The sequence below is a fragment of the Pseudomonas plecoglossicida NBRC 103162 = DSM 15088 genome, from assembly GCF_000730665.1.
Taxonomy (GTDB): domain Bacteria; phylum Pseudomonadota; class Gammaproteobacteria; order Pseudomonadales; family Pseudomonadaceae; genus Aquipseudomonas; species Aquipseudomonas plecoglossicida.
Map to the genome: position 1 here is coordinate 1 of NZ_BBIV01000051.1, position 23,302 is coordinate 23,302.

Below are 23,302 nucleotides of genomic sequence, written 5' to 3' on the forward strand. Positions count from 1 at the left end.
CGGTAGCGATGTGTGGCGGCTCCATTGAATCAAGGAGCGACACAATGACAAAAGGCTTACCCGACCCACCCACCCGCGCCACCACCACTTCATTCGATTTCGGCAACTGCGAATGCAGCCATCCGCCCTTGTTCGCAGTGCGGCCGGGCGTGGATTTCGAAGATGCGCTGGTGCACCTGTCAACGCTGCTCAAAGGCGCGTTCGCTACCAACCTGAAGGCCATGGAACTCGCCACCGGCACCTGTCGCGATCTGTTGTTGAGCAACGATCATGGGCTGGATTCGGCCAAGGCGGTGGTCGAGGCTTTGCTCGATGGTGTGGAGTTGCAGCAGCTGACGGCCACGCGGATGCGAAGTGCCTGAAGATTCATCAGTGACTGCAGTGGCCCTATCGCCGGCTTGCCGGCGATAGGGCCAGTATGGTCAGGCCCATCACCACGGCCTTTCAAAGTGTGCTGCGAATCAACGTCTCTTGCTCTTCATCGCATTGGATACCAATGCGCAGATTCTTTTCCTGGTGGTAAGGCTGACCGTTATCGTCAATCAGGTAGAAGACTTCATGCAGGTTCTGCTTGCCATTGCTGTCCGTGTAACATCGGAACGCCGTATTGGCCGGGAAAATCTTGCGGATATCCTTGAAAGGGGTCGAGCGGTCGACCAGTGCCTTGAAAGCGGGGGTCTTCTCATCAACTGTTACCACCGTTTTCCTGAGGTTGATGAGGTCATCGAAGTAGGCCTGCATCGACTTGCCGGAACAGCTACCGTGCTTCTTCCATTCGTGCTTGAGCATGCCGTCCGGGTTTTCAGGTAGCCATTTCTCATGATCGTTGCGTTTGATGCGTGCCAACTCTGCATCCAGCGTACTTTCACTGCAGGCGTCTTTGACCGTGCAGGCCTTCGAGGGCGTGCAGTTTTGAGGGTGTCGATTGGTAAACGGGCCTTCGCTGTTACTGTAGGGCCAAATGCCGTGCGTCTTGAAGCGCGCAGGAATTTCTGCGCAGGGGCGGCCATCTGTTTTTTCTTTTTGCATGAGGCAATAAGTCGGCTGCCACGTTACCGAGTAAACCCGAAAGGTGACCGGCGGGGCGTCGACCCAGGCTTGTTCATTGGCGTCCAATGCCATGACTGGGGTTGCCGTGGCGGCGGCGAGCGAAAGCAGAAAAAGTGTAAGCACGCGCATCGTCTCATTCCCTTGAACGAGCCACCCGGGTGCGGTGGCGACGGTGTCATTAGGCGGGTGTCTCCACACAGCGTCTACTGGCAAAAATGTCAGGTGGCCAGCAACAGTCTCCGAGTCACCCGGCCTTGCGCAACGTCAGGTTGATCCGTCGCTCGCCCATCTGTGGATGCACGCCCGGCTTGACCGGCAGCACCCCATGAAAGCGCAACCGATCCTCACCCCCCCAGACCAGCACATCGCCATGGCTCAACGGCACCCGCCGGGTACGGTCCGAACGCTGCAGCCCACCGAGCAGAAACACCGCTGGCAAGCCCAATGACACCGACACGATCGGCTGGCCGAAATCCGCTTCGTCACGGTCCTGGTGCAGGCTCAGGCGGGTACCGGGCAGGTAGTGGTTGACCAGGCAGGCATCGGGTAAGAACCCGTCGAAGCCTGCCGCTGCCGCCGCGCGCCCTGCCAGGTCGAGAAGGACCTGGGGCAGGGCGGGCCAGGGTTTGCCGCTGACAGGGTCGACGGGGCTGTAGCGATAACCCTTGGCATCACTGACCCAGCCCAGCGAGCCGCAGTTGGTCAGCGCAACGGCCATGTTCAGGCCGCCTGGCGTCTGCATGTGCCGCAACGGTGCGGCGCGCAGCACTGGGCGCAGGGCGTCGAGCAGCGGCTCGATCTCGGCCAGGGCAAAGCCAGGCAGCAGCACGGTGTGGCTGGCCAGACGTTGGGGCTGGGTGCCGAACAGGTCGAGGTCGGACTGGATCATGGTGGTGGCGCTGAGGGAATGTGAGGCCATTCTAGCGCTGGCCGCTGCACCTTTCGAAACCTTTGCCGTACCCGTGGGAACCGGCTTGCCGGCGATAGGGCCAGTACAGACTGTGCAAGGCATGACCGAAAAAAAAGAACCGCGGCACCAGGGAGAGGGACACCGCGGTTCAAGGGGGGAGCTGCTGTTTATCGTTGAGTTGAAGTCGCCATGTTGCCGTTGCCCATCTGGGTGATGGTGGCACTCTGGTTGGCGCCAGCCTGGTCCACGACGGCCTGGTTGCCAGTACCACCCTGGGTCACGTAGGCGACGTTGGCAGTGTCGGCCTGCTTGATGGTGGCGCTGTTGCCGCTGCCGTACAGCTGGGTGGTAAAGCTCTGGTTGGCATAGCCGGACTGATCCAGGGTTATGGTGTTGCCGCTGCCGGTGGTGGAGCCGAAGGCATAGTTGTCGGTGCCGCGCTGGTCGGCGACGAGGATGTTGTCGCTGCCGTTCTGCTCGAAGTACAGCTCGTTGTTCTGGTCGGCCTGCTTGGTCTCCATCGAGTTGTTGGTGCCTTTCTGGTTCAGGGTGGCTTGCTGGTAGGCGCCGTTCTGGGTCAGGTTGACGCCGTTGCCGGTGCCTTTCTGGTTGACCGCTGCCGTCTGGTTGTTGCCGAACTGGCCACCAAGCTTGTCACCCTTCCAGTTGCTGGCCATGACCTTGTTGCCAGTGCCCTGGGTGGTCACGGTGAGGCTCTGGTTGTCGCCGGTCTGGTAGGTGTAATGCAGGTTGCCCGTACCGCTCTGGGAAATGGTGGTGTTGGAGTTGTTGGTCTCGAACTGGTCCGACCAGCTGGCGTTGGTGTTGCCTTGCTGGTACAGATTGACGACGTTGCCCTGGCCGAAACTCTGGTCGATGTAGGCTTCGTCGAGCTGGCCGGTCTGGCTGACGCCGGCGCGGCTGCCGGTCTGGGTGTCCTGCCAGACTTCCGCTGAGTTGCCGGTACCTTGCTGGTCGATGGTGAGGATGCCGCCGATACCGTCGCGCTGGTCGCCGTAGGCCCAGTTCTCCTTGCCCTGTTGGTAGATCTCGATGTGCCCGTCGTTGTGGGTCATGTGTTCGGCGGCGGCGTAGTTGTCCTGGCCACCTTGTTCGACCTTGCTCTTGTTGTTGCTGCCGCCGAACAGCTGCTCGACGAAGACTTCGTTGCGCTGGCCGTTCTGCTGGGTGGTGGCCTGGCTGCCAAGCTGGCTGTCCTGCCACACCGTCGAGCGGTTTTCGCCGCCTTGCTGGATCTGCAGCACCTGGTTGTTCTGGCCGATCGACTGGCTGGCGAAGGCGTCGTTCAGGTTGCCCGTGGCTTGCTGGTTGATGTGGCTGCCGTTTTCGAACAGCTGCTCGCCGTAGCCGGCGTTGTAGGAGCCGTTGGCCGTCTGGTCGATGAAGCTGGTGCTGTTTTCCTGCACCGCCAGGTGGTTGTGGCCCTTGCCGGTCTGGGTCTGGGTGGCCGCGGCGAAAGGCGCGACGGTCTGCGTCACTTCGGCGATGTTCTGGTTACCGCTTTGCGACTGATTCGAGGTGCTGTCATCAGCCATGACCTGGCCGGCCAAGGCCAGGACGATAGCGGCACTTAAGGGAGCGAGCTTGAACATGGTGGTGCCTCCAGGTCTATCGGTATTGGGTGATCTGAACATGCTGGCCATTGCCGGCCTGGGTCACGGAGCTGTTGAGGCCCGAGCCGGCTTGCACGATGCTGGCGCTGTTGTCGTTGCCGATCTGGTCGATGCTGGCGCTGTTGCTGCTGCCGCTCTGGCGGATCGACGCGCTGTTGCCATATCCCTGTTGGCTGATGCTGGCCATCAGGTCACTACCTTCCTGCAGGATGTACGCCTCCTGCGCGCCCCCGGCCTGGACGATGCGGCCCAGCAGGGCCTGGCCGTTCTGGTCGAGGGCGGCGCGGTTGCCCGTGCCTTGCTGCTCGATCACCGCCACCTGGCCGGCACCTGCCGGCAGCAGGCGGATGATCACCGGTTCACCGAGGTCGCTGCCGGCGGCAAGGTCGGCGTTGTCCATCAGATCGTCGGCTTGTGCCTGGCCCACCAGGGCCAGGCAGAGCAACAGCGGATACAGGCGTTTCATGGCGTTCTCCTTTGCCTCACTGCCGGGTTACAGCGACGGTGCGGGTGGTCCCTTGGCTAGTGGTGATGGTTGCCGTCGGGCTGGCGGTCGGGACCAGCGTGGTGCTGTTGCTGACCGTCAGGCGCCAGCGGCCGGTGACCGGTACCGTGGTGGTGCCGAGGGTCTGCACGCCGGTGGTGGTGGTGACACGCACGGTGATGGTGTTGCCGGTGGTCACCGAGGAGGTGCCGCTGATGTCCCAGTTGTAACGGTTGTTCGAGCGGGCCAGCACGGTGGCTGCGGTGACCGCGAAGGTCTCTGCGACTGGGCGTGGCTGCACGTTGACCGTGACCGTTGCGCTAGGGGATACCGCACCCAGCGAATCACGCGCCTGGTAGGTGAAGGTGGTGGTGAATGCCGTAGGCACGCTGGCCGGTGGCGTGTAGGTGATGGTGGTGCCATTGCTGGTCACGGTGCCGCGACCGGCAGGCGGTTGAGAGAAGTTGGCCACCGCCAGTGGCAGGTTGCCTTCTGGGTCGGTGTCGTTGGCCAGCACGTTGATGGTCAGCGGCGCGGCCAGGGTGGTGACGGTTTCCGCGACAGCGGTCGGCGCTCGGTTGGGCGCGACGTTGATGGTCACGGTGGCCGGCGCCGATTTCAGCCCCTTGGCGTCCATGGCCGAGTAGTTGAAGGTGGCCACCAGCGGCTGGGTGGCACCGGCCGGTGGGGTGTAGGTCACCTGGGTGCTGCCGTTGAGTACCACACCACCCAGGCCGGTGCCCGGTTGGGTCAGGTCGGTGATGCTCAACGGCACGTTGCCGTCCGGGTCGCTGTCGTTCTGCAGCAGGTTCAGGGTCAGCGGGATGCCGACACTGGTGCTGCCGACGTCGGCCTGGGCCACCGGTGGTTTGTTTTCGCCTTCGACCGGGGCGGTGCCGACGATCACGACCGGTTCCACATCACTGCCGCCATGGGCGGACTTGACCGTCACGGTGGCCGGTGGCTGTTTCAGATCGGATACCGTCAGCTTCTGCAAGCCACCGCTCCTGGACAGGCGGCCAAAGCCCTGGGCGAGCATGTCAGGCACCACGACTTCGTCGCTGGAGCGTGCTTCGATGGTCAATGTCTTGCTGGACCACTCGTAGCGCGCGGTGCTGATCTTGACCACGTCGGTCAACTTGCTCGACAGCGACGTCGGTTGGGTAACGTTGTCATCACTGGCGGTGACCACTACCACCGAGGGTGGCACGGCCTGGCTCAGTTGCTGACTGAAGAAGCGCCCATTGTTGTCACTGGTCAGGGTGAGTTCGCACGGCCCAGGTGGGGAGCCGACCAGCGCCAGGCCGTTGCGCATGCACAGGCTGGCGGTGTTCGGCGCCTTGGCGAACACTGCTACGCGGGTACCGAGGTTATTGCGCGAGTAGGTGGCCCGCTCCAGCGTCACCGGTGTTTCTGCACGCGGATCGAGGACCTTGCCAGAGAGAGTGAACAGGTCGGTGTGGATCTTGCCGGCGGGGCCGTCGATCTCCACGTAGTTGGTGTTGAACGGGCTGTTTTGCACGGGTTCCAGACGGTTTGGGTCGCCAATGAAGGTCTCTATGGCGCCGGTATCCGGGTTGGTCTCGGTGTAGGAGGGGCCGACACGGTGCAGGAATGGCCCGAGCGCACCGTTGAGCGCTCCGCTGAAGTTGCCGGGGGCGCCGATGCCGATATCGCGGGTAATGTTGATTGCCCGCCGGCCCGGTGTCGTGACCGTGACTTTCTCGACGCCATAGGGGTGGGTAATGGTGTAGGTGCCGGCAACTGGCACCGACACGCGAATGCGGATCCGGGCGAAGCTTTGCTGGTCGCCGTTGACCGGGTTCTCGGCGGCGAAGGCAGCCTCCAGGCCGGCAACGTAGGCGTCCAGCTCGTAGCCGCTGTTACCCACCGCCGGTATGGTGGCTTCGGCCAGGAACCAGAACATCTCGGGCGGCCAGTTGTCGGGGAACACCAACGGCAGGCTGTCATCGTAGATGCCCGGTTCCGGCAACAGGGTACACATGTAGGAAGGCGCCCCCGGTGTCCCGGCGACCCTGGAGCTGGTGGCGCGCGAGCGGCACAGCTCCAGCGCCAGCGCCGGGTCAGCGCCGTCCTTGTACCACATCGGGTAACCGCCGGTGGCGAAGGTGTAGGGGCCTGGGTCGACCTCGGCGAGCTTGGCCCAGGCCGCGCTGGTGACGGTGAGGGAGAAACCGGCGGCGAACAGCGCACGGCGCGGCCAAGTGTTCATGCTGCCTCCTTGAAGGCTGAGCCTTTGTCTGTTCATGGCACAAGCACCACGTCTTCGCTGTCGCTGCCACCGTTGGCGCTGTCGACCTGCACTTTCGTCGGTGGGACAGGCTTCAGGGTGGTGGTCAACGATGGTACTGAACCGCTTCCGCCGAGCACGCCGATCAATGTTCCGTCGCCAGTGCGTGCGGTGAGCTTGGGAGGTGAAGTCTCGTCACTGCTGCTGGCCTCCAGGGTCAGCTCGCCGCTGCCCAGGCTGTACTCGGCGCGGGTGATGGTGACCAGGTCGGTCAGTGGCAGGGCGGCGTCGGTTGCACTGCTGCTGGGGATCGCCACGCTGTTGTCGGCCTTGATCAGCAAGCTGCTGCCGATGTCCGGGTTGAGTGCCGACTGGGCATACCAGGTGCCGGTGCCGTTGGCTTCGGTCAGCGACAGGTTCGGGGTCTGGCTGGTGAGGGTGACGGTGGCCGGTGGTGGCGGGGCGAGCACGAACATGTCTTGCTGGGCCTGCACCACACCGCTCACGGAGCGCCGTGAATAGGTGCTGCGCTGGGGGATCAGTGGGGTTGGGCGGTTAACCGCCGAGAGCTTGCCGGAGATGGCGAACAGTTCGGTGCGCACGTCGATGCCGTTGGGGCCTTCGATGCGCACGAAGTTGGTGTTGAACGGGCTGCCGGTGACGCGCTCTTCCAGGTTGGGGTCGCCGATGAAGCGCTGGCCGCCTTCAACGTAGGGACCGTTGACGCTGCGCAGGAACGGGCCGACATCACCCTTGAGCGCGCCGCTGAAATCGCCAGCGCCGGCGATGCCGATATCCCGGGTCATGTTGATCGCCCGGCGCCCGCCGGCGGGTACGTCGAACACTTCGACGCCATAAGGGTGGGTGATGACGTAGGTGCCGGCGGCCGGCACGTCGACGCGGATGCGCACCCGGGCGAAACTCTGCTGGTCGCCTTCATGGGGCTCTTCGGCGGCGAATGCAGCTTCGATGGCCGCACCATAGCTCAGGTCGATACCGCGTGCGGCATCGACGATGGCGGCGTCGGCGGTGAACCAGAAGGCTTCATCCGGGAAGTTGTCGGGGAAGGCGATGGGTTGGGTGTCGTCGAACACGCCGGGTGTCGGCAACAAGGTGCACATGTAGGCCGGCGCGCCCGGTGCACCGGCCACCCGTGAACTGACGACTTTGCTCAGGCACAGGTCGAGGGTGCGACCGTGACTGTCCTGGTACCAGGCGGGGAAATTCCCGTTGGCGATGTCGGGGGTGCCCGTGTCGACTGCATACAGCGCAGCCTGGGCTGGGAGCTGGAGCATGCTGGCAAGGATCGCCACAGCCAGCGGGTTAGGTAGCGGTCGGTGCATGAGTCGATTCCTCCTGCAAACGGGCCCATGAACTTGGGGCGTTTGGCAAGAGATCGGCAACAGTCGTGCCAGGTTTTTTAAATTAGGCGCCAGGCCTTGTGCTGCAAGGGGTTGAGGTTGGCTGAGGGGTGTTTGCAGGCCTTTGCTACATGGGGGCTGTCCCCCAGGATTGGGGGGATTGGGTTGGTGGAGGGTCACGCCTTGGCGATGAAGCATCAGCCTTGCCCGGGATGCCGAAACTTGCGCGATCCTCGTGGGAGCCGGCTTGCCGGCTCCCACAGGTACGTCGCTGCGGGCGCGGCGATGTTGCCTGATGACGCCCAGAGAAAACTCCCGCACACTGCGGAAAAAATCCCAAGCCCGGTGCCCCTGCCGTGAGGTGGCACAGCTGGAGTAGAAGATGGCGCGACAATTACCCATAACAAACGCCCAAGACTCGCTGAACGAATCCCGCCAGGCCCGCCTCAAGCTGGCCAGCGAAGGCGAGCTGCCAATTGGCATGCTGCGCGACGAAATCGACGCTTCATGGCGCCGCAGCCTCGGCCATGGCCTGAACTGCCTGCAAGGCGAACAAGTCGGCCTGGGCCTCGAGCAGGGCCACGACCTGCGTACCCTGCTGGAACGCAATCGCCTGCTGATGGACGCCGTCACCCCCGAACTCGACTACCTGGTCGCACGCCAGGGCAAGGCCGGCATCATCATCGTCGGCGACGCCCAGGCCAACGTGCTGGCCATCGAAGGGCAGACCCACGTGCTCGAACGCGAAGGCCTGCGCGACCTGCACCCCGGCAGCTGCTGGAGCGAGTCGCTGCGCGGCACCAACGCCATCGGCACAGCCGTGGTCGAAGGCCGGCCGACCCTGATCAATTGCGGCGAACATTACCTGGACCGCCTCAGCCCGTTCTCCTGCACCTCGGTGCCGCTGCGCGACCCGCGCGGCGAGGTGATCGGCGTGCTCGACATCACCCGCGAAGGGGTCATGGCGCAGCCCCAGGACAGCTTGTCGATGCTGATGATGGCCGCCGGCAACATCGAAAGCCGGATGTTCGGCCTGTGCCACCCGCAACACCTGGTGCTGGCCTTCCACAGCCGTCCGCAATACCTCAACAGTGCCTGGCACGGCTTGCTGGCATTGAGCCTGGATGGCGAAGTGGTCGCCGCCAATGACAACGCTTGCCAATTGCTGCAGGTGCCTCGCCAGGGGCTGCTCGGGCGGCGCAGCAGCGACCTGCTGGGCGAGCGCTCGCCGGCCTTCATCGCCCGCCTGTGGCAGGGCGGGGTGAGCAGCGTGCAGACCGCCAAGGGTGAGTTCTTCTTCCGCGCCTTGCAGTTGCCACGCCACAGCCAGGTCAATGGCGCCAGCGCACCCGGCAAGCCGGCCCAGGCCAACAAGGCCCCAGCGCTGGAGGCATTGGCCGGTGGCGATGCGCGCCTGGCGCGCAACCTGCGCATGGCCCGCCAGGGCCTGGGCAATGGCTTGCCGGTGTTGCTGCTGGGCGAGACTGGTACCGGCAAGGAGGTGGTGGCACGGGCGCTGCACCAGGCCGGCCCACGGGCCGACAAGGCCTTTGTCGCGGTCAACTGCGCGGCCATCCCTGAAGGCTTGATCGAATCGGAGCTGTTCGGCTACCGCGAAGGCGCCTTCACCGGCTCGCGCCGGGGCGGCATGGTCGGGCGGCTGATGCAAGCTCACGGCGGCACGCTGTTCCTCGACGAGATCGGCGACATGCCGCTGGCTCTGCAGGCGCGCTTGCTGCGGGTGCTGCAGGAACGCCGGGTGGCGCCGCTGGGCGCAGGCGACGAGCAGGACATCGACGTGGCGCTGATCTGCGCGACCCACCGCGACCTAAAGCGCCTGGTGCAGGACCAGCATTTTCGCGAAGACCTGTACTACCGGGTCAACGGCGTATCGCTGCGCCTGCCGGCCCTGCGCGAGCGCGACGACCTGGCGACGATCATCCAGGGCCTGCTGGACAAGTCCGGGGCCAAGGGAATCACCCTCGACCCCTCGCTGGCCGCGCTGCTCGAAGGCTTCGACTGGCCGGGCAACATCCGCCAACTGGAAATGGTCGTGCGTACCGCACTGGCCATGCGCGAAGACGGCGAGCAAGTGCTGACCCTGGACCACCTGACCGACTGCCTGCTCGATGAACTGGCCAGCGGTAGCGGGCCTTCCGGCAGCTTGAAGGACACCGAGCTCGAGCTGATCCGTAACGCCCTGGCACGCCACCAGGGCAATGTCTCGGCGGCCGCCGAGGCGTTGGGCATCAGCCGCGCGACCTTGTACCGCAAGCTCAAGCAGTTGCGGGGCTGACATGGGCGGCTTGTTCGCAAGGCTGGTGGAGTCCAGCAACCCTGTGCTCATGCGCCAGGCCCTGGCCTGGCTGTATGGTTTCGTACGTCCGCAGCGGCGCGCCATCGGCGTGTTGCTAGGTCTGTCCCTGGGCGCATCGCTGCTGGCGCTGGCGCAACCCTGGCTGGTCAAGACCCTGATCGACGAGGGCCTGCTGGCCAAGGACTACCAGACCCTCTGGCACATGGCGGCGATCATGATCGGCGCCGGTCTGCTCGGCACGGTGCTGGCCGGGGTCAACCGCTACCTGCACACGCGGCTGTCCGGGCGCATTCTGTTCGCCCTGCGCGACGACCTGTATCGCCACCTGCAACGGTTGTCGCCGACGTTCTACGGACGCCGGCGCACGGGCGACATTCTTTCCCGGCTCGATGGCGACGTCGCCGAAATCCAGCGCTTTGCCGTGGATTCGCTGTTCTCGGCAGTGTCCGCAGTGATCGGCCTGATCGGCTCGGTGGCCTTGATGCTGATGCTGTCCTGGCAACTGTCGCTGTTGCTGGCGCTGCTGATCCCGATCGAGGTGCTGTGGCTGCGCTGGATGCGGCGAAAGGTCGAGCGCGAGGTGCGCAGCCTGCGCGAGCGTTCGGCGGACGTGTCGTCGTTCCTGGTCGAGACGCTGCCGGCGATGAAATTCATCCAGGCTGCCGGCCAGCAAGACCGCGAAGCCGGGCGCCTGGATCAGCTGGGCCAAGGCTACATGCGCCAGCTGCTCAAGGTGCAGGTCACCGAGTTCTTCACCCAGGCGATCCCCGGCACCCTGACCTCATGGTGCCGCGCCTGTGCGTTCCTGGTGGGCGGCTGGTGGGTGATCCAGGGGACCTGGCAACTGGGCGCGCTGATTGCCTTTTCCACCTACATGGGCATGGCCGTCGGCCCGGTGCAGAGCCTGTTGGGGCTGTATGTGGCGGTACAGCGCATGGCGGTGAGCCTGGGCCGGGTCATGGAGCTGAAGCAGGAAGCCGTGGCGGTACACGAGGCCGCCGAGCCCTGTCCGATGCCGCAAGGGCCTGGCGAACTGCGCCTGGAAGGTGTGCGCTTTGCCCATGACGGCCGCCAGGGCGCGGTGCTGGACGGCGTGGACGCCTGCCTGCCGGCTGGCCTGAAGGTGGCCATCAGCGGCGCCTCGGGCGTGGGCAAGTCGACCCTGATCGACCTGCTGCAGCGCTTCTACGACCCGGACGCCGGGCGCATCCTGCTCGATGGCGCCGACTTGCGTGAACTCGACCTGGCCGCCGTGCGCCAACGCATCGCGGTGGTCAGCCAGGACATCGTGCTGTTCCGTGGCACGCTGGCGCAGAACCTCGCCTACGGCGCACCCCAGGCCAGCCGCGAGGCGCTCGAGCGGGTGGTGCGCCTGGCGCACCTGGATGCCTTGGTGGAGAGCCTGCCGCTGGGCCTGGACGGCCTGCTCGGTGAGCGCGGCCAGCAGCTCTCCGGCGGTCAGAAACAACGCATCGCCATTGCCCGTGCGGTGCTCCAGGCACCGTCGATCCTGGTGCTGGACGAAGCCACCTCGGCGGTCGACGAGACCACCGAGCGCGAAGTGATCGCCGCCATCGACGAACTGTTCGCCGGGCGCACGCGCATTCTTATCAGCCACCGCGCTTCGACCCTGGCCGATGCCGACCTGCATCTGCATCTGCAGGGTGGGCAGCTGCAGGTGTTGCCTGCGCAGGCCATCAAGCATGGCCGGTGAAGTGCTGGTCGGGCTGATCGACAGCGGTTGCAGCGCCGCACAGGGCGAGGGGCTGCGCGCCGCACGGCGGTTCTGGCTGGAACAGGGCATGCTGCGCGAGGGCGAGCCGCACCCCGATCGCCTGGGCCATGGCAGCGCCGTGCTGGCGCGCCTGCAGGCCGAGGCGGGCGGGGTGGCGCTGCTGCTGGCCCAGGTGTTTGGCGATCAGGGCAGCACCAGCGCCTTGCAAGTGGCCGCGGCGTTGCTGTGGCTGGCCGAGCAGGGCGCCACGCTGGTCAACCTCAGCCTTGGCTTGCAGCAGGACCGCCCGGTGCTGCGCCAGGCCTGCGCCGAAGTGCAGGCCGCTGGCGTGCTGCTGTGCGCATCGAGCCCCGCCCAGGGTGCTGCGGTGTACCCGGCGAGCTATCCCGGGGTGATCCGCATCACCGGCGATGCCCGCTGCGCGCCCGGCCAGTGGTCGTGGCTGGGCAGCGCCCAGGCCGATTTCGGTGGGCATGTCGGCGAGCGCGGCATGGCCGGCGCCAGCCTTGGTTGCGCAGCGGTTACCGGGCGTATTGCCGGGCTGTTGCAGCAACGGCCTGGTCTTGACCGCGAGCAGGTGCTGGCCTGGCTGCAGGGGCACGCCAGTTTCATCGGCCCGGAGCGGCGGGGGGCTGGGGATGCCTGAACCACGCATTCTGGTGCTGGGTGCCGGTCCTGCCGGGGCCGCCACGGCCATTGGCCTGCGCCGTCTGGGTTACCCGGTCACCGTTGTGTCCGACTGGCGGCGTTTCGCGGCGCTGGAAGGGGTGTCGCAACGGGTGCTGGACGGGCTGCGCCATGCCGGGCTCGGCGACGCCCTGGCCAAGGCGGCGATGCCCGCCAGCCGCGAGGTGCGCTGGAATGGCCAGCACCTGCGCATGAACCAGGAGTTTTTGCTCGACCGGCAAAGCTTTGACCGCGCCTTGCGCGATGATCTGGCGCGGGCGGGCGTGTCGCTGGTGGAGGGGCGTGTCCGCGACGTTTCGCGCGCCGAGGGCCACTGCGTCCGGCTGGACGATGGGCAGGTGCTTGAAGCCGAATTTCTGGTCGAGGCCCGTGGTCGCCAGGCGCCCTTGGCCGCTGACCGCTTGCGCGGCCCCGAGACGGTCAGCTTGCTCAACCTCTGGCAAGGCGAACCCGGCGCCCCGGCTTCGGCGGTGGAGAGCCTCGACGATGGCTGGGCGTGGATGGCGAGGTTGGCCGATGGCCGATGCTACTGGCAGATCACCCAGAACGCCGAAGGGCTGCCGGGCAAGGCAGCCCTGGCGGACTACTGCGCGCAGCGCCGACGTGCCTCTGCCTTGGTGGCCGAAATGTTCGGCGCCGCTGCGTTCGAACCTGCGCAAGTGCATGCCCGCAGCAGCACGGCGATCCTCGCCGGCGAGTGCGTGGGGGACGACTGGATCCGTGTGGGGGATGCTGCCATGGCGGTTGACCCACTGTCGGGGAACGGGATCTTCCAATCGTTGTCTTCGGCGCTGCAGGCGCCTGTGGTGGTCAACACGCTGCTGCGCAGGCCTGAGCGTGCCGAGCTGGCCCAGCGCTTCCACCAGCAGCGGGTCGAGCAGCTGTTCTTGCGCTTTGCGCGGATAGGGCGGGATTTCTATGGGCAGGAGCAGGCGCGGGCGGGGCTGGCGTTCTGGGCGCGGCGGCGGGGCTGGCCGGATGCGCAACCGCTGCACCTTGAGGCGGATTGGTCGGCAGTGCGGGTGGATAAGCGGCCCGTGTTGCGCGATGGCCTGGTGGATGAGGCCGAAGTGGTGGTGACGGCGGACCAGCCGTTGGGGGTCTGGCACCTGCAGGCGGTGGAGTTGGCACCGATTGTGCGGGGGCTTTGCGGGGGGCGGGGCGTTGATGAGGTGCTGAAAGATTTGCCGTTGCCGCAGCAGGGCATGGTGCGGCGGTGGCTGGTAGGGCAGGGGTACGGCTGAGGTTGTCGGGTGTTGCCAGGTGCATGGCTTGGGTTTTGTGGTGGGGCGGAGATCGAGCGCCGCCCGCGCGGCGCTCGATCTCACAGACGCCAAGCCTCTCAGATCAGAGCTTGATCAACACCGACTTCAGCTCGGTGTAATGCTCGATCGCCGCCGCCCCCATTTCACGCCCCACCCCGGACATCTTGTAACCCCCGAACGGCAAGGCCGGGTCCAGCGCGCTGTGGCAGTTGACCCATACCGACCCGGACTTGATCCGCGGGATCATCCGGTGCACCGCCGCCAGGTCGTTGGACCAGATGCTCGCGCCAAGCCCGTATGGGTTGTCGTTGGCCATGCCGATCACCTCGTCGAGGTCATCGAACGGCATCGCCACCAGCACCGGGCCGAAGATTTCTTCCTGCACCAGGCGATGGCGCTGGTCGACGTCGACGATCACCGTCGGCTTGACGAAGTAACCCGGGCCAAAGCCTTCGCCACCGCAGGCAATGGTCGCGCCCAGCTCGCGGCCCAGCTCGATGTAGCCGGTGACCCGGTCCTGCTGCTTGGCCGAGATCAGCGGGCCCATCTGCACGGCAGGGTCCAGGCCGCTGCCCAGCTTCATGCCGTTGGCGATGCCGGCGATGTCGGCGATCACGTTGTCGAAGTGTTTGCGGTGCACGTACAGACGCGAACCTGCGCAGCACACCTGGCCCTGGTTGAAGAAGATCGCCGTGGCGGCGCCGGCGGCGGCCTGCTGCAGGTCGGCGTCGGGCATGACGATGGTCGGTGACTTGCCGCCCAGTTCGAGGGTGACGCGGGTCATGTTGTCCATCGCCGCCTTGCCGATCAGCTTGCCGACCTCGGTGGAGCCGGTGAAGGTCAGCTTGTCCACGCCCGGGTGGCGGCTCAGTGCGGCGCCGGCATTCAGGCCAGTGCCGGTGATGACGTTGAGCACGCCGGCCGGGTAGCCGGCTTCGTCCACCAGCTCGGCGAGCTTGAGCGCGGTCAGCGGGGTTTCGTCGGCCGGTTTGAGCACCACGGTACAGCCGGTGGCCAGCGCCGGGCCGAGCTTCCAGCAGGCCAGCAGCAGCGGGAAGTTCCAGGCGACGATGGCGCCGACCACGCCCACCGCCTCGCGGCGCACGAAACCATGGAACTGGTCGTTGGGCATCAACGGCATCGACGCCTCGACGGTGCTACCCTCGATCTTGGTGGCCCAACCGGCCATGTAGCGCAAGAAGTCGATGGCCAGTTGCACGTCCATGACCTTGGCCACACCGGCGCTCTTGCCGTTGTTCAGGCATTCCAGCTCGGCCAGCTGCTGCGCGTCGCGCTCCATCAGGTCGGCCAGGCGCCACAGCAGGTTCTGCCGCTCGCGCGGGCGCATCCGGCTCCAGGCCGAGTCGTCGAACGCCTGGCGCGCGGCGCGCACGGCGCGGTCGACGTCTTCGGCTTCGGCGGCCGGCACTTCGCCGAGCACCTCGCCGGTGGCCGGGTTGCGGAACGACAGGGTGCGACCGCTGGCGGCGTCCTGCCAGTCGGCGCCGATGCGCATCTTCAGCTTGCGCTCCAGGAAAGCGCGGGTGGCGGGCAGGATGGGCAGTTCGGAAAGCATGGGGCGGTGCCTCTTGTCATTGGATGTGACGGGGATGGCGCAATGGCCGTGCCAAGGTGCTGCAATGGGCGCAAAGGCCTGTGCTGCCTTGGGTTTGCCCGTGTGCAAAGGTGCGATTGCGTGGTTGCGCTGTTGCACTTTGAGACGGTGTGAGACGGTGCTGAAACAGTGTCTGTGAGGGCCAATCGCCGGCAAGCCGGCTCCCACAGGTACCCCGCAACCCTCAAGCGCTGTGGGGTACCTTGTGGGAGCTGGCTTGCCAGCGATGGCCTTTGCAGCAAGCCCTGTCTCAACCTGAAACACGCTGTCTCGAAATGGCACGGTCCAACTCGCCCCGGTCACCTGTCCGGCGACATTGGAAACCCCCTAAAACCCTGAAATACAACGATTTATCAGCATCTGGCACAGTTTCTGTATCACAACCGTCACATGCACACCTGCTGTACCAAAGCGTGCGAAAACGATAAGAACAACACCGTGGAGGTCTGACCTTGAAGACGACTCGACTCCGGCGACATGCGGGCAAACTGGCGCTTGTCGCCGCCGCACTGCTGGGTACCCAGGCCATGGCGGCCGACCAGGGCCCGAGCCTGTTGCAGAACAAGTGCATGGGGTGCCATACCCCTGAGGGCAACGATACCTACAGCCGCATCAGCCACCAGCGCAAGACGCCCGAAGGCTGGCTGATGAGCATCGCCCGCATGCAGATCATGCATGGCCTGCAGATCAGTGACGACGACCGTCGCACCCTGGTCAAGTACCTGGCCGACAAGCAGGGCCTGGCGCCGAGCGAGACCGATGGCGTGCGCTACGCCATGGAGCGCCGGCTGAACACGGTCGAGAACTTCGACAGCATGCTCAGCGAAACCTGCGGTCGCTGCCACTCCGGCGCCCGTGTCGCCCTGCAGCGTCGCCCGGCGCAGGAATGGGAACACCTGATCAACTTCCACCTCGGCCAGTGGCCGTCCCTCGAATACCAGGCCCAGGCCCGCGACCGCGACTGGCTGAACATCGCCCTGAAACAGGTGGTGCCGGAACTGGCCAAGCGCTACCCGCTGGAAAGCCCGGCCTGGACCCAATGGCAGAAGGCCAAGCCCAAGGCTGATGCACTGCCGGGGCAGTGGGCGTTCAGCGGCCACATGCTGGCCAAGGGCGATGTGCGTGGGGTGATGTCGGTCAGCGCAGACCAAGGCGACAGCTTCAAGGTCGAAGTCAAAGGCACCTACGCCGACGGCACGCCGTTCAACGGCAGTGGCACGGCGATCCTCTACAACGGCTACGAGTGGCGCGGCAACGTCAAGGTTGGCGAGGCCAATCTGCGCCAGGTCTTCTCGGCGCTGGATGGCGAGATGAAGGGTCGCATGTTCGAGGCCGATCATGACGAGCGCGGGCTGGACTTCACGGCCGCGAAAGAAGGCAAGGTGCGCCTGCTGGCGGTGCAACCGGCGTTCATCAAGGCTGGCGGCGAAAGCGAGATCAGCCTGGTCGGTACTGGCCTTGCCGGCAAGCCGGACCTGGGCGCGGGTGTCGAAGTGACCGAAGTGCTCGAGCAGACGCCGACCCTGGTACGGGTCAAGGCGCGCGCCGCCGCCGATGCCAAGCCTGGCCAGCGCGACGTCGCGGTCGGAGACTTGAAGGGCATCAACCTGGCGGTCTATGACAAGGTCGAGGAAGTCAAGGTGGTGCCGGCCTTCTCCATTGCCCGCATCGGCGAGAATGGCGCTTCGGTACCGAAGGTCCAGGGCCGTTTCGAGGCCGAGGCCTGGGGCAAGGACGCCAGCGGCCAGCCGCTGCGCATCGGCTACCTGCCGGCGACCTGGAAGGTCGAACCGTTCAACGAACGTGCAGTCGAGGACGAAGACGTCAAGTTCGCCGGCACGATGCAGGCCGACGGCGTGTTCGTGCCAGGCGGCGCGGGGCCGAACCCGGCGCGCAAGATGATGACCAACAACGCCGGCAACCTGAAGGTCGTCGCCACCCTGGCTGACGGCGGCCAGACGGGCGAGGGGCACTTGATCGTCACCGTTCAGCGCTGGAACAACCCGCCCTTGCCATAAGGGCCGGTTGCCAAGCGTGTTCAACGGATCGATTACTCGGAGGTCGCCATGGGCGCACAACTGAACCTGGTCGAGCGCAACCTGCACGAAGTGCAGGTCGACGCTGACCGCATGCTGTTCCATATCCCCAGCAGTTCGCTGTTCGCCGCCGACGCGGTGACCGGCGGCATCATCGACACCCTGCGCCAGCAAGGTTGCAGCGCCGAGGAGCTGACCCAGCGCCTCGGCCAGCAGTTCGCCGGCCAGGACATCCAGGAAACCCTGCGCGAGCTGATCGCCCTGGAACTGGTCAGCGACGGCTCGCCGCTGACCCCGGAAATCGCCATCAGGCAGGTCGAGCGCACCGCGCTCAACACGGTCGTGCTCAACGTCAATACCGGCTGCAACCTGAGCTGCACCTACTGCTACAAGGAAGACCTGGACAAGCCGTCCGCCGGCAAGAAGATGAGCACCGCCACCGCCGAAGCCTCGGTGGAGATGCTGCTCAAGGAATCGCCGGACGAACAGCGCTACAGCGTGGTGTTCTTCGGCGGCGAGCCGCTGTCCAACCGGCCGTTGATCGAGCACATGGTGGCCTACTGCGAGCGACGCTTCGCCGAGGCAGGCAAGCAGGTGGAGTTCATCATGACCACCAACGCCACGCTGCTCACCGAAGAGATCGTCGACTGGCTCAACGCCCACCGCTTCGGCCTGTCGGTGAGCATCGACGGGCCCAAGACCGTGCATGACCGCAACCGCATCACCGTGGGCGGGCAGGGCACCTATGACGTGGTGCGGCGCAAGGCCGACATGCTGCTGTCGCGCTACACCAGCCGCCCGGTCGGCGCGCGGGTGACCTTGACCCGCGGCATCACCGACGTCGAGACCATCTGGAACCACCTGTTCAACGAGATGGGCTTCGCCGAAGTCGGCTTTGCGCCGGTCACCTCCGGCGACATGGCCGACTTCAACCTCACGGGCGAGGAACTGGTCGAGGTCTTCGCCAACATGAAGGCGCTGGGCCGCCGTTACCTGGAGGCGGCCCTGGAGCACCGCAACATCGGTTTCTCCAACCTGCACCAGCTGATCACCGACATCCACGAGGGCCACAAGAAAGCCCTGCCGTGCGGCGCCGGGCTGAAGATGCTGGCCGTGGACCACGAGGGCGAGCTGAACCTGTGCCACCGCTTCACCGGGTCCAGCCTGCCGACCTTCGGCAACGTCCACCAGGGCGTCAAGCAGGCGCAGCTCAACGACTTCCTGTCCCAGCGCCTGGACCGCAGTAACACCGGTTGCGACAGCTGCCGCATCCGCAACCTGTGCTCCGGTGGCTGCTACCACGAAAGCTACGCGCGCTACGGCGACCCGCAGCACCCGACCTACCACTATTGCGAGCTGATGCGTGACTGGGTCGACTTCGGCATCGATGTCTACAGCCGCATCATGGCCGCCAACCCGGCCTTCATCGATCGCTACATCACCCCGCGGAAGGCGCACTGACATGAAGCACTTGAAGCCCCTCAACAACAAGGCGCGCATCCTGGAGCAGGCCGCCGCCGAAGACCGTGTCGAAGAAGTCATGGCCATGAGCGCCGTCGCCGGCTGCACCGCCACCACCGACCCGGGTTGGGAAGTGGACGCCTTCGGTGGCGTCAGCTCGCTGTGCCAGCCGATGGAAGCCGACCTGTATGGCTGCTCCGACCCTTGCTGGTGGCCGGCCCAGGTGCCGGACATGATGAGCACCTACCAGGACTGGAACGCCCAGGCGACCAACTCCCAGGACGACTGGCGCAACCTCGGCACCGTGTTCCCGAAAGACAAGTGACCGGCCCGACAAGAAAAACAAGGGGAAACCGCATGAATGCTGGACGCTGCGCGCAACTCGCGCTCACCATCGCCGCCACGGTCTGCGCCTGGACGGTGCAGGCCGACGACACAGGCAAGGCGCTGACGGCCGGCCAGGAATACCTGGTCACCACCAACTACCCGAACAACCTGCACCTGATCGACGTTGCCAGCGACACGCTGTACAAGAGCTGCAAGCTGCCTGGCAAGTTCGGCCCCGGCACCGCGATGATGGCGCCGGACAACCACACGGCCTACGTGCTCAACAACCACTATGCCGACATCTACGGCATCGACCTGGACACCTGCAAGACCACCTTCCACGCCGACCTGTCGAGCGTGCCGGGTGAAACCGGCATGTCGATGTACTCGTTCGCCATCAGCCCGGACGGCAAGGAGATCTACGCCACGGTCAACCCGACCCAGCGCCTGAACGACCACTACGTGGTCAAGCCGCCGCGCCTGGAGGTGTTCAGCACAGCCGATGGCGTCAATGCCAAGGCGGTGCGTACCTTCCCGATGCCGCGCCAGGTGTACCTGATGCGCGCCGCCGACGATGGCAGCCTGTTCTTCGTCGGCCCCGACCTTTACAAGATGGACGTGAAAACCGGCAAGTACGATGTGGCCTTGCCGCTGCGCAACTGGAACCGCAAAGGCTACAGCGCGCCGGACGTGCTGTACTTCTGGCCGCACCAGAGCCCGCGCCACGAGTTCTCGATGCTCTACACCATCGCCAAGTTCAAGGACGAGAAACAGGACCCGGCTACCGCCGAGCTGCTGTATGGCTACCTGAGCGTCGACCTCAAGACCGGCAAGACCCACACCCAGGAATTCGGCGACCTGACCGAGATCTACTTCACCGGCCTGCGCTCGCCGAAAGACCCGAACCAGATCTACGGTGTACTCAACCGCCTGGCGAAGTACGACATCAAGCAGCGCAAGCTGATCAAGGCGGCCAACCTGGAGCACACTTACTACTGTGTGACCTTCGACAAGAAGGGCGACAAGCTGTACCTGGGCGGCACCTTCAATGACCTGGCGGTGTTCGACCCCGAGACGCTGGAGAAGGTGAAGAACATCAAGTTGCCGGGTGGTGACATGTCGACCACTACGCCGCAGGTGTTCGTCAGGTAATACAGTGCTGGATCCATCGCCGGCAAGCCGGCTCCCACAGGTAGGTGTGGGAGCCGGCTTGCCGGCGATGGGGCCACTGAAGTCACTACAAGAACAACAAAGGGAAGCGCCCATGACCCAGCCCAGCTACACCCAGGGCAACCTGGACAAGACCCTGCTCCATGAATGCATCGGCGATGCCTTCGACAGCACCGTCGCCCGCTTCCCCGACCGCGAAGCCCTGGTCGTGCGCCACCAGGCCCTGCGCTACACCTGGCAGCAACTGGCCGACGTCGTCGACCAGCACGCCCGCGCCCTGATGGCCCTGGGCGTGCAACCGGGCGACCGCCTGGGGATCTGGGCCCCCAACTGCGCCGAGTGGTGCATCACCCAGTTCGCCAGCGCCAAGGTCGGTGCGATCCTGGTCAACATCAACCCGGCCTACCGCGCCAGCGAACTGGACTACGCCCTCGGCCAGTCCGGCTGCCGCTGGGTGATCTGCGCCGATGCCTTCAAGTCCTCCGACTACCACGCCATGCTGCTGGGCCTGATCCCGGGCCTTGCCCACGGGCAACCCGGTGCGTTGATCTGCGAGCGCTTTCCCGAGCTGCGCGGGGTCGTCAGCCTTGCCATTGCGCCACCGCCAGGCTTCCTCGCCTGGCACGACCTGCAGGCGCGCGCCGAGGCGGTCAGCCGTCAGGCACTGGCCGAGCGCCAGGCACAACTGCGCTGCGACGACCCGATCAACATCCAGTACACCTCCGGCACCACAGGCTTCCCCAAGGGCGCCACGCTGAGCCACAGCAATATCCTCAACAACGGCTACATGGTCGGCGAAAGCCTCGGCCTGACCGAACACGATCGGCTGGTCGTGCCAGTGCCGCTGTACCACTGTTTCGGCATGGTCATGGCCAACCTCGGCTGCATGACCCACGGCAGCACCCTGATCTACCCCAACGATGCCTTCGACGCCCTGGCTACCCTGCGTGCCGTGGCCGAAGAGAAGGCCACGGCGCTGTACGGCGTGCCGACCATGTTCATCGCCGAACTGGACCACCCGCAACGGGGCGATTTCGACCTGTCGAGCCTGCGCACCGGGATCATGGCCGGCGCCACCTGCCCGATCGAAGTCATGCGCCGGGTAATCGACGAGATGCACATGGCCGAGGTGCAGATCGCCTACGGCATGACCGAAACCAGCCCGGTGTCGTTGCAGACTGGAGCCAGCGACGACCTGGAGCGGCGCGTGACCAGTGTCGGCCGCACCCAGCCTCGGCTGGAAAGCAAGGTGATCGATGGCGACGGCAATACCGTGCCGCGCGGCGAGATCGGCGAGCTGTGCACGCGGGGCTACAGCGTGATGCTGGGCTACTGGAACAACCCCAAGGCGACGGCAGAAAGCATCGATGCCGAAGGCTGGATGCACACCGGCGACCTGGCGGTGATGGACGAGCAGGACTATGTGCGGATCGTCGGGCGCAGCAAGGACATGATCATTCGCGGTGGCGAGAACATCTATCCGCGCGAGCTGGAGGAATTCTTCTTCACCCATCCGGCGGTCGCCGACGTGCAGGTGATCGGCGTGCCGTGCAGCAAGTATGGCGAGGAGATCGTGGCGTGGGTGCGCCTGCATCCGGGGCAGGTGGCCAGCGAAGACGAGCTGCGCGAATGGGCAAGGGCGCGGATCGCGCATTTCAAGGTGCCCAGGTATTTCCGCTTTGTCGACGAGTTCCCGATGACGGTGACCGGCAAGGTGCAGAAGTTCAGGATGCGCGAGATCAGTGTCGAGGAGTTGTCTGGCCGTTGATCGGCTGGATTCAATGGCCCTGCAACAGGTCGGGGCTGTTGAAATTGCTCAAACGGATATCCCCCTCGGCACACGCCAGCTCTTGAACGGGCTCAAGCAGCAACGCCTTCTGCAAACTCCGCTCACCCGCAGCCCAGGCCTGCGCCAGCACCGCCAGCAGCCGGCGCGGCAGCACGCTGAACATCGGCTGCCAAAAGCCACCCTGACGCACCATGGCCGCGCAGTCATTGGCCACCGCCAGCCGTAGCAGGTCCTCGATCAACCCCCGGTCAATCAATGGCGCATCGCAGGCCAGCACCACCACCCACTCATGCCGCGCCGCCGCCAGGCCGGCGATCACCCCGGCCAATGGCCCGGGATAATCCGCTTCGGCATCGCCTACCAGTTGCTCGGCAAAGGGGCGATAGAGCGCCTGGTTGCGGTTGCACGAGATCACCACATCATCGCTGAGTGGCCGCACCACCCGCTGCACGTGCGCCACCAGCGGCTCGCCGCGCCAGGGCAGCAGCCCCTTGTCACGGCCACCCATGCGCTGGCCACGGCCACCGGCGAGGATGAGGATCGAGCAGGGCGCAAGGCAGAGAGGGAAACTGTCATTCATCTTGTGGGGTCAGTACATGCTTAATGGCGGTTGCGAACGGAAGATCGGCAATGAGCGAGAGCTCATCAGCCAGGAACGGCAGCCATTCATCTTGGGAATACTCTTTGGCCAGCTCCGCGATCATCAGTGCTGTATCAAGATGGCCGCGTATCTGCTCCAGCCTTATCTGCGTCAGTGCGCCGTCCAATCCGAGTATTCGAATGGTCTGCTCGGCCCGGGTGCGGTCGTTTGCGCTTAAATTGGCTCTTGGTTGCACGGAACCATTCGGGGTGAACACAAGAAAGGCTTCGGGGTCTTCCACATCCGGCTTGATGAGGACTTCCTGGCGATAGACACCACAGTTGTCCTTGTGCTTCCCGCAAGAGCTTGTGCGGTTACAGGAACCGAAAAGGTTGTGCCAATCAAATGTTCCTTGGGGGTAGCGGTCCCGCTGGCGAAAGTGCTCGATGTGCCGTTTTTCGTGGTTGATATCGGCTTCGCAATAGGCGCAACGCTTTCCTTGCATTGCATCCAGCTTGTCCCATATCACTTGGCGGTTTGCGGGTGTGATACTCGCCCATCGATCGCGACCGTGACGATAGCGGCTCAAGCCCTCGGGCGGTTCTACATCTCTGCTTAACCGTCGCACCC

General features: G+C 65.2%; 19 protein-coding genes. 10 read left to right on the forward strand and 9 right to left on the reverse strand.

What is annotated here, in order from left to right; all coding sequences use genetic code 11:
* Positions 1-128: 128 nt before the first annotated feature.
* Positions 129-362, forward strand: a complete 234-nt coding sequence (locus PPL01S_RS21590) for a hypothetical protein (protein WP_016394780.1) — start codon at positions 129-131, stop codon at positions 360-362.
* Between the two features lie 82 nt (positions 363-444).
* On the opposite strand, the gene PPL01S_RS21595 is transcribed toward PPL01S_RS21590, so the two are convergent.
* The 6 genes from PPL01S_RS21595 to PPL01S_RS21620 all read right to left on the reverse strand — a co-directional run bounded on the left by PPL01S_RS21595 (position 445) and on the right by PPL01S_RS21620 (position 7,672).
* Positions 445-1,179 (reverse strand): ribonuclease T2 family protein, encoded by a 735-nt coding sequence (locus tag PPL01S_RS21595; RefSeq protein WP_028625342.1) that lies wholly within the window; start codon positions 1,177-1,179, stop codon positions 445-447.
* A 115-nt stretch (positions 1,180-1,294) separates the two neighbouring features.
* Positions 1,295-1,939: a DNA oxidative demethylase AlkB gene (alkB, locus tag PPL01S_RS21600; RefSeq protein ID WP_028625343.1), complete on the reverse strand. Its 645-nt coding sequence runs from the start codon at positions 1,937-1,939 to the stop codon at positions 1,295-1,297.
* Between the two features lie 188 nt (positions 1,940-2,127).
* A complete protein-coding gene (locus PPL01S_RS21605) occupies positions 2,128-3,573 on the reverse strand; it encodes a curlin (RefSeq protein WP_028625344.1) in 1,446 nt (481 codons plus the stop codon).
* A 16-nt stretch (positions 3,574-3,589) separates the two neighbouring features.
* Positions 3,590-4,060 (reverse strand): curlin, encoded by a 471-nt coding sequence (locus PPL01S_RS21610; protein WP_028625345.1) that lies wholly within the window; start codon positions 4,058-4,060, stop codon positions 3,590-3,592.
* 16 nt (positions 4,061-4,076) lie between these two features.
* On the reverse strand, positions 4,077-6,311 hold the full coding sequence (locus PPL01S_RS21615; RefSeq protein ID WP_028625346.1) for an Ig-like domain-containing protein: 2,235 nt from the start codon (positions 6,309-6,311) through the stop codon (positions 4,077-4,079).
* A gap of 32 nt (positions 6,312-6,343) precedes the next feature.
* On the reverse strand, positions 6,344-7,672 hold the full coding sequence (locus PPL01S_RS21620) for a hypothetical protein (protein ID WP_028625347.1): 1,329 nt from the start codon (positions 7,670-7,672) through the stop codon (positions 6,344-6,346).
* Between the two features lie 400 nt (positions 7,673-8,072).
* Here PPL01S_RS21620 and PPL01S_RS21625 point away from each other — a divergent pair, with 400 nt between their 5' ends.
* Genes PPL01S_RS21625 through qhpG form a run of 4 tightly spaced genes read left to right on the forward strand, consistent with a single transcriptional unit; the run spans position 8,073 to position 13,673 of the window.
* Positions 8,073-9,986, forward strand: coding sequence for a sigma-54-dependent Fis family transcriptional regulator (locus PPL01S_RS21625; RefSeq protein ID WP_028625348.1), 1,914 nt, complete (start codon positions 8,073-8,075; stop codon positions 9,984-9,986).
* 1 nt (position 9,987) lies between these two features.
* Positions 9,988-11,721, forward strand: a complete 1,734-nt coding sequence (locus tag PPL01S_RS21630) for an ABC transporter ATP-binding protein (RefSeq protein WP_028625349.1) — start codon at positions 9,988-9,990, stop codon at positions 11,719-11,721.
* On the forward strand, positions 11,711-12,388 hold the full coding sequence (gene qhpE, locus PPL01S_RS21635) for a subtilisin-like serine protease QhpE (protein ID WP_016394771.1): 678 nt from the start codon (positions 11,711-11,713) through the stop codon (positions 12,386-12,388). Before PPL01S_RS21630 ends, qhpE begins: the two co-directional genes overlap by 11 nt.
* Positions 12,381-13,673, forward strand: a complete 1,293-nt coding sequence (gene qhpG, locus PPL01S_RS21640; protein WP_016394770.1) for a flavin-dependent monooxygenase QhpG — start codon at positions 12,381-12,383, stop codon at positions 13,671-13,673. Before qhpE ends, qhpG begins: the two co-directional genes overlap by 8 nt.
* Positions 13,674-13,776: 103 nt before the next feature.
* On the opposite strand, the gene PPL01S_RS21645 is transcribed toward qhpG, so the two are convergent.
* Complete coding sequence (locus PPL01S_RS21645) at positions 13,777-15,270, reverse strand: aldehyde dehydrogenase family protein (protein WP_028625350.1); 1,494 nt, start codon at positions 15,268-15,270, stop codon at positions 13,777-13,779.
* A 491-nt stretch (positions 15,271-15,761) separates the two neighbouring features.
* Between PPL01S_RS21645 and peaA the strand changes: the two genes are divergently transcribed.
* The 5 genes from peaA (at position 15,762) to PPL01S_RS21670 (ending at position 22,071) form a co-directional block, all read left to right on the forward strand.
* Positions 15,762-17,327, forward strand: coding sequence for a quinohemoprotein amine dehydrogenase subunit alpha (gene peaA / locus PPL01S_RS21650; RefSeq protein WP_016394768.1), 1,566 nt, complete (start codon positions 15,762-15,764; stop codon positions 17,325-17,327).
* A 48-nt stretch (positions 17,328-17,375) separates the two neighbouring features.
* Positions 17,376-18,806, forward strand: a complete 1,431-nt coding sequence (peaB, locus tag PPL01S_RS21655; protein WP_016394767.1) for a quinohemoprotein amine dehydrogenase maturation protein — start codon at positions 17,376-17,378, stop codon at positions 18,804-18,806.
* A 1-nt stretch (position 18,807) separates the two neighbouring features.
* Entirely contained in the window at positions 18,808-19,131 is a 324-nt protein-coding gene (gene qhpC / locus PPL01S_RS21660) for a quinohemoprotein amine dehydrogenase subunit gamma (RefSeq protein ID WP_008091708.1), read from the forward strand.
* 32 nt (positions 19,132-19,163) lie between these two features.
* Positions 19,164-20,285 carry a quinohemoprotein amine dehydrogenase subunit beta gene (gene peaD / locus PPL01S_RS21665; RefSeq protein WP_016394766.1) on the forward strand — a complete coding sequence of 374 codons (1,122 nt, stop codon included), beginning with the start codon at positions 19,164-19,166 and terminating at the stop codon, positions 20,283-20,285.
* Positions 20,286-20,397: 112 nt separating this feature from the next.
* Positions 20,398-22,071 carry a fatty acid CoA ligase family protein gene (locus PPL01S_RS21670; RefSeq protein ID WP_016394765.1) on the forward strand — a complete coding sequence of 558 codons (1,674 nt, stop codon included), beginning with the start codon at positions 20,398-20,400 and terminating at the stop codon, positions 22,069-22,071.
* Between the two features lie 10 nt (positions 22,072-22,081).
* Here the strand turns inward: PPL01S_RS21670 and mobA are convergent, their stop codons facing one another.
* Together mobA and ptuB are read right to left on the reverse strand one after the other, a co-directional pair.
* Positions 22,082-22,672: a molybdenum cofactor guanylyltransferase MobA gene (mobA, locus tag PPL01S_RS21675; protein ID WP_016394764.1), complete on the reverse strand. Its 591-nt coding sequence runs from the start codon at positions 22,670-22,672 to the stop codon at positions 22,082-22,084.
* Complete coding sequence (gene ptuB / locus PPL01S_RS21680) at positions 22,665-23,300, reverse strand: retron Ec78 anti-phage system effector HNH endonuclease PtuB (protein WP_028625351.1); 636 nt, start codon at positions 23,298-23,300, stop codon at positions 22,665-22,667. Before ptuB ends, mobA begins: the two co-directional genes overlap by 8 nt.
* Between the last annotated feature and the right edge of the window lie 2 nt (positions 23,301-23,302).

Coding starts and splice junctions, on each gene's coding strand:
- PPL01S_RS21595 (WP_028625342.1), bottom strand. CDS start 1,179: ATGCGCGTGCTTACACTTTTTCTGCTTTCGCTCGCCGCCGCCACGGCA.
- alkB (WP_028625343.1), bottom strand. CDS start 1,939: ATGATCCAGTCCGACCTCGACCTGTTCGGCACCCAGCCCCAACGTCTG.
- PPL01S_RS21605 (WP_028625344.1), bottom strand. CDS start 3,573: ATGTTCAAGCTCGCTCCCTTAAGTGCCGCTATCGTCCTGGCCTTGGCC.
- PPL01S_RS21610 (WP_028625345.1), bottom strand. CDS start 4,060: ATGAAACGCCTGTATCCGCTGTTGCTCTGCCTGGCCCTGGTGGGCCAG.
- PPL01S_RS21615 (WP_028625346.1), bottom strand. CDS start 6,311: ATGAACACTTGGCCGCGCCGTGCGCTGTTCGCCGCCGGTTTCTCCCTC.
- PPL01S_RS21620 (WP_028625347.1), bottom strand. CDS start 7,672: ATGCACCGACCGCTACCTAACCCGCTGGCTGTGGCGATCCTTGCCAGC.
- PPL01S_RS21625 (WP_028625348.1), top strand. CDS start 8,073: ATGGCGCGACAATTACCCATAACAAACGCCCAAGACTCGCTGAACGAA.
- PPL01S_RS21630 (WP_028625349.1), top strand. CDS start 9,988: ATGGGCGGCTTGTTCGCAAGGCTGGTGGAGTCCAGCAACCCTGTGCTC.
- qhpE (WP_016394771.1), top strand. CDS start 11,711: ATGGCCGGTGAAGTGCTGGTCGGGCTGATCGACAGCGGTTGCAGCGCC.
- qhpG (WP_016394770.1), top strand. CDS start 12,381: ATGCCTGAACCACGCATTCTGGTGCTGGGTGCCGGTCCTGCCGGGGCC.
- PPL01S_RS21645 (WP_028625350.1), bottom strand. CDS start 15,270: ATGCTTTCCGAACTGCCCATCCTGCCCGCCACCCGCGCTTTCCTGGAG.
- peaB (WP_016394767.1), top strand. CDS start 17,376: ATGGGCGCACAACTGAACCTGGTCGAGCGCAACCTGCACGAAGTGCAG.
- qhpC (WP_008091708.1), top strand. CDS start 18,808: ATGAAGCACTTGAAGCCCCTCAACAACAAGGCGCGCATCCTGGAGCAG.
- peaD (WP_016394766.1), top strand. CDS start 19,164: ATGAATGCTGGACGCTGCGCGCAACTCGCGCTCACCATCGCCGCCACG.
- PPL01S_RS21670 (WP_016394765.1), top strand. CDS start 20,398: ATGACCCAGCCCAGCTACACCCAGGGCAACCTGGACAAGACCCTGCTC.
- mobA (WP_016394764.1), bottom strand. CDS start 22,672: ATGAATGACAGTTTCCCTCTCTGCCTTGCGCCCTGCTCGATCCTCATC.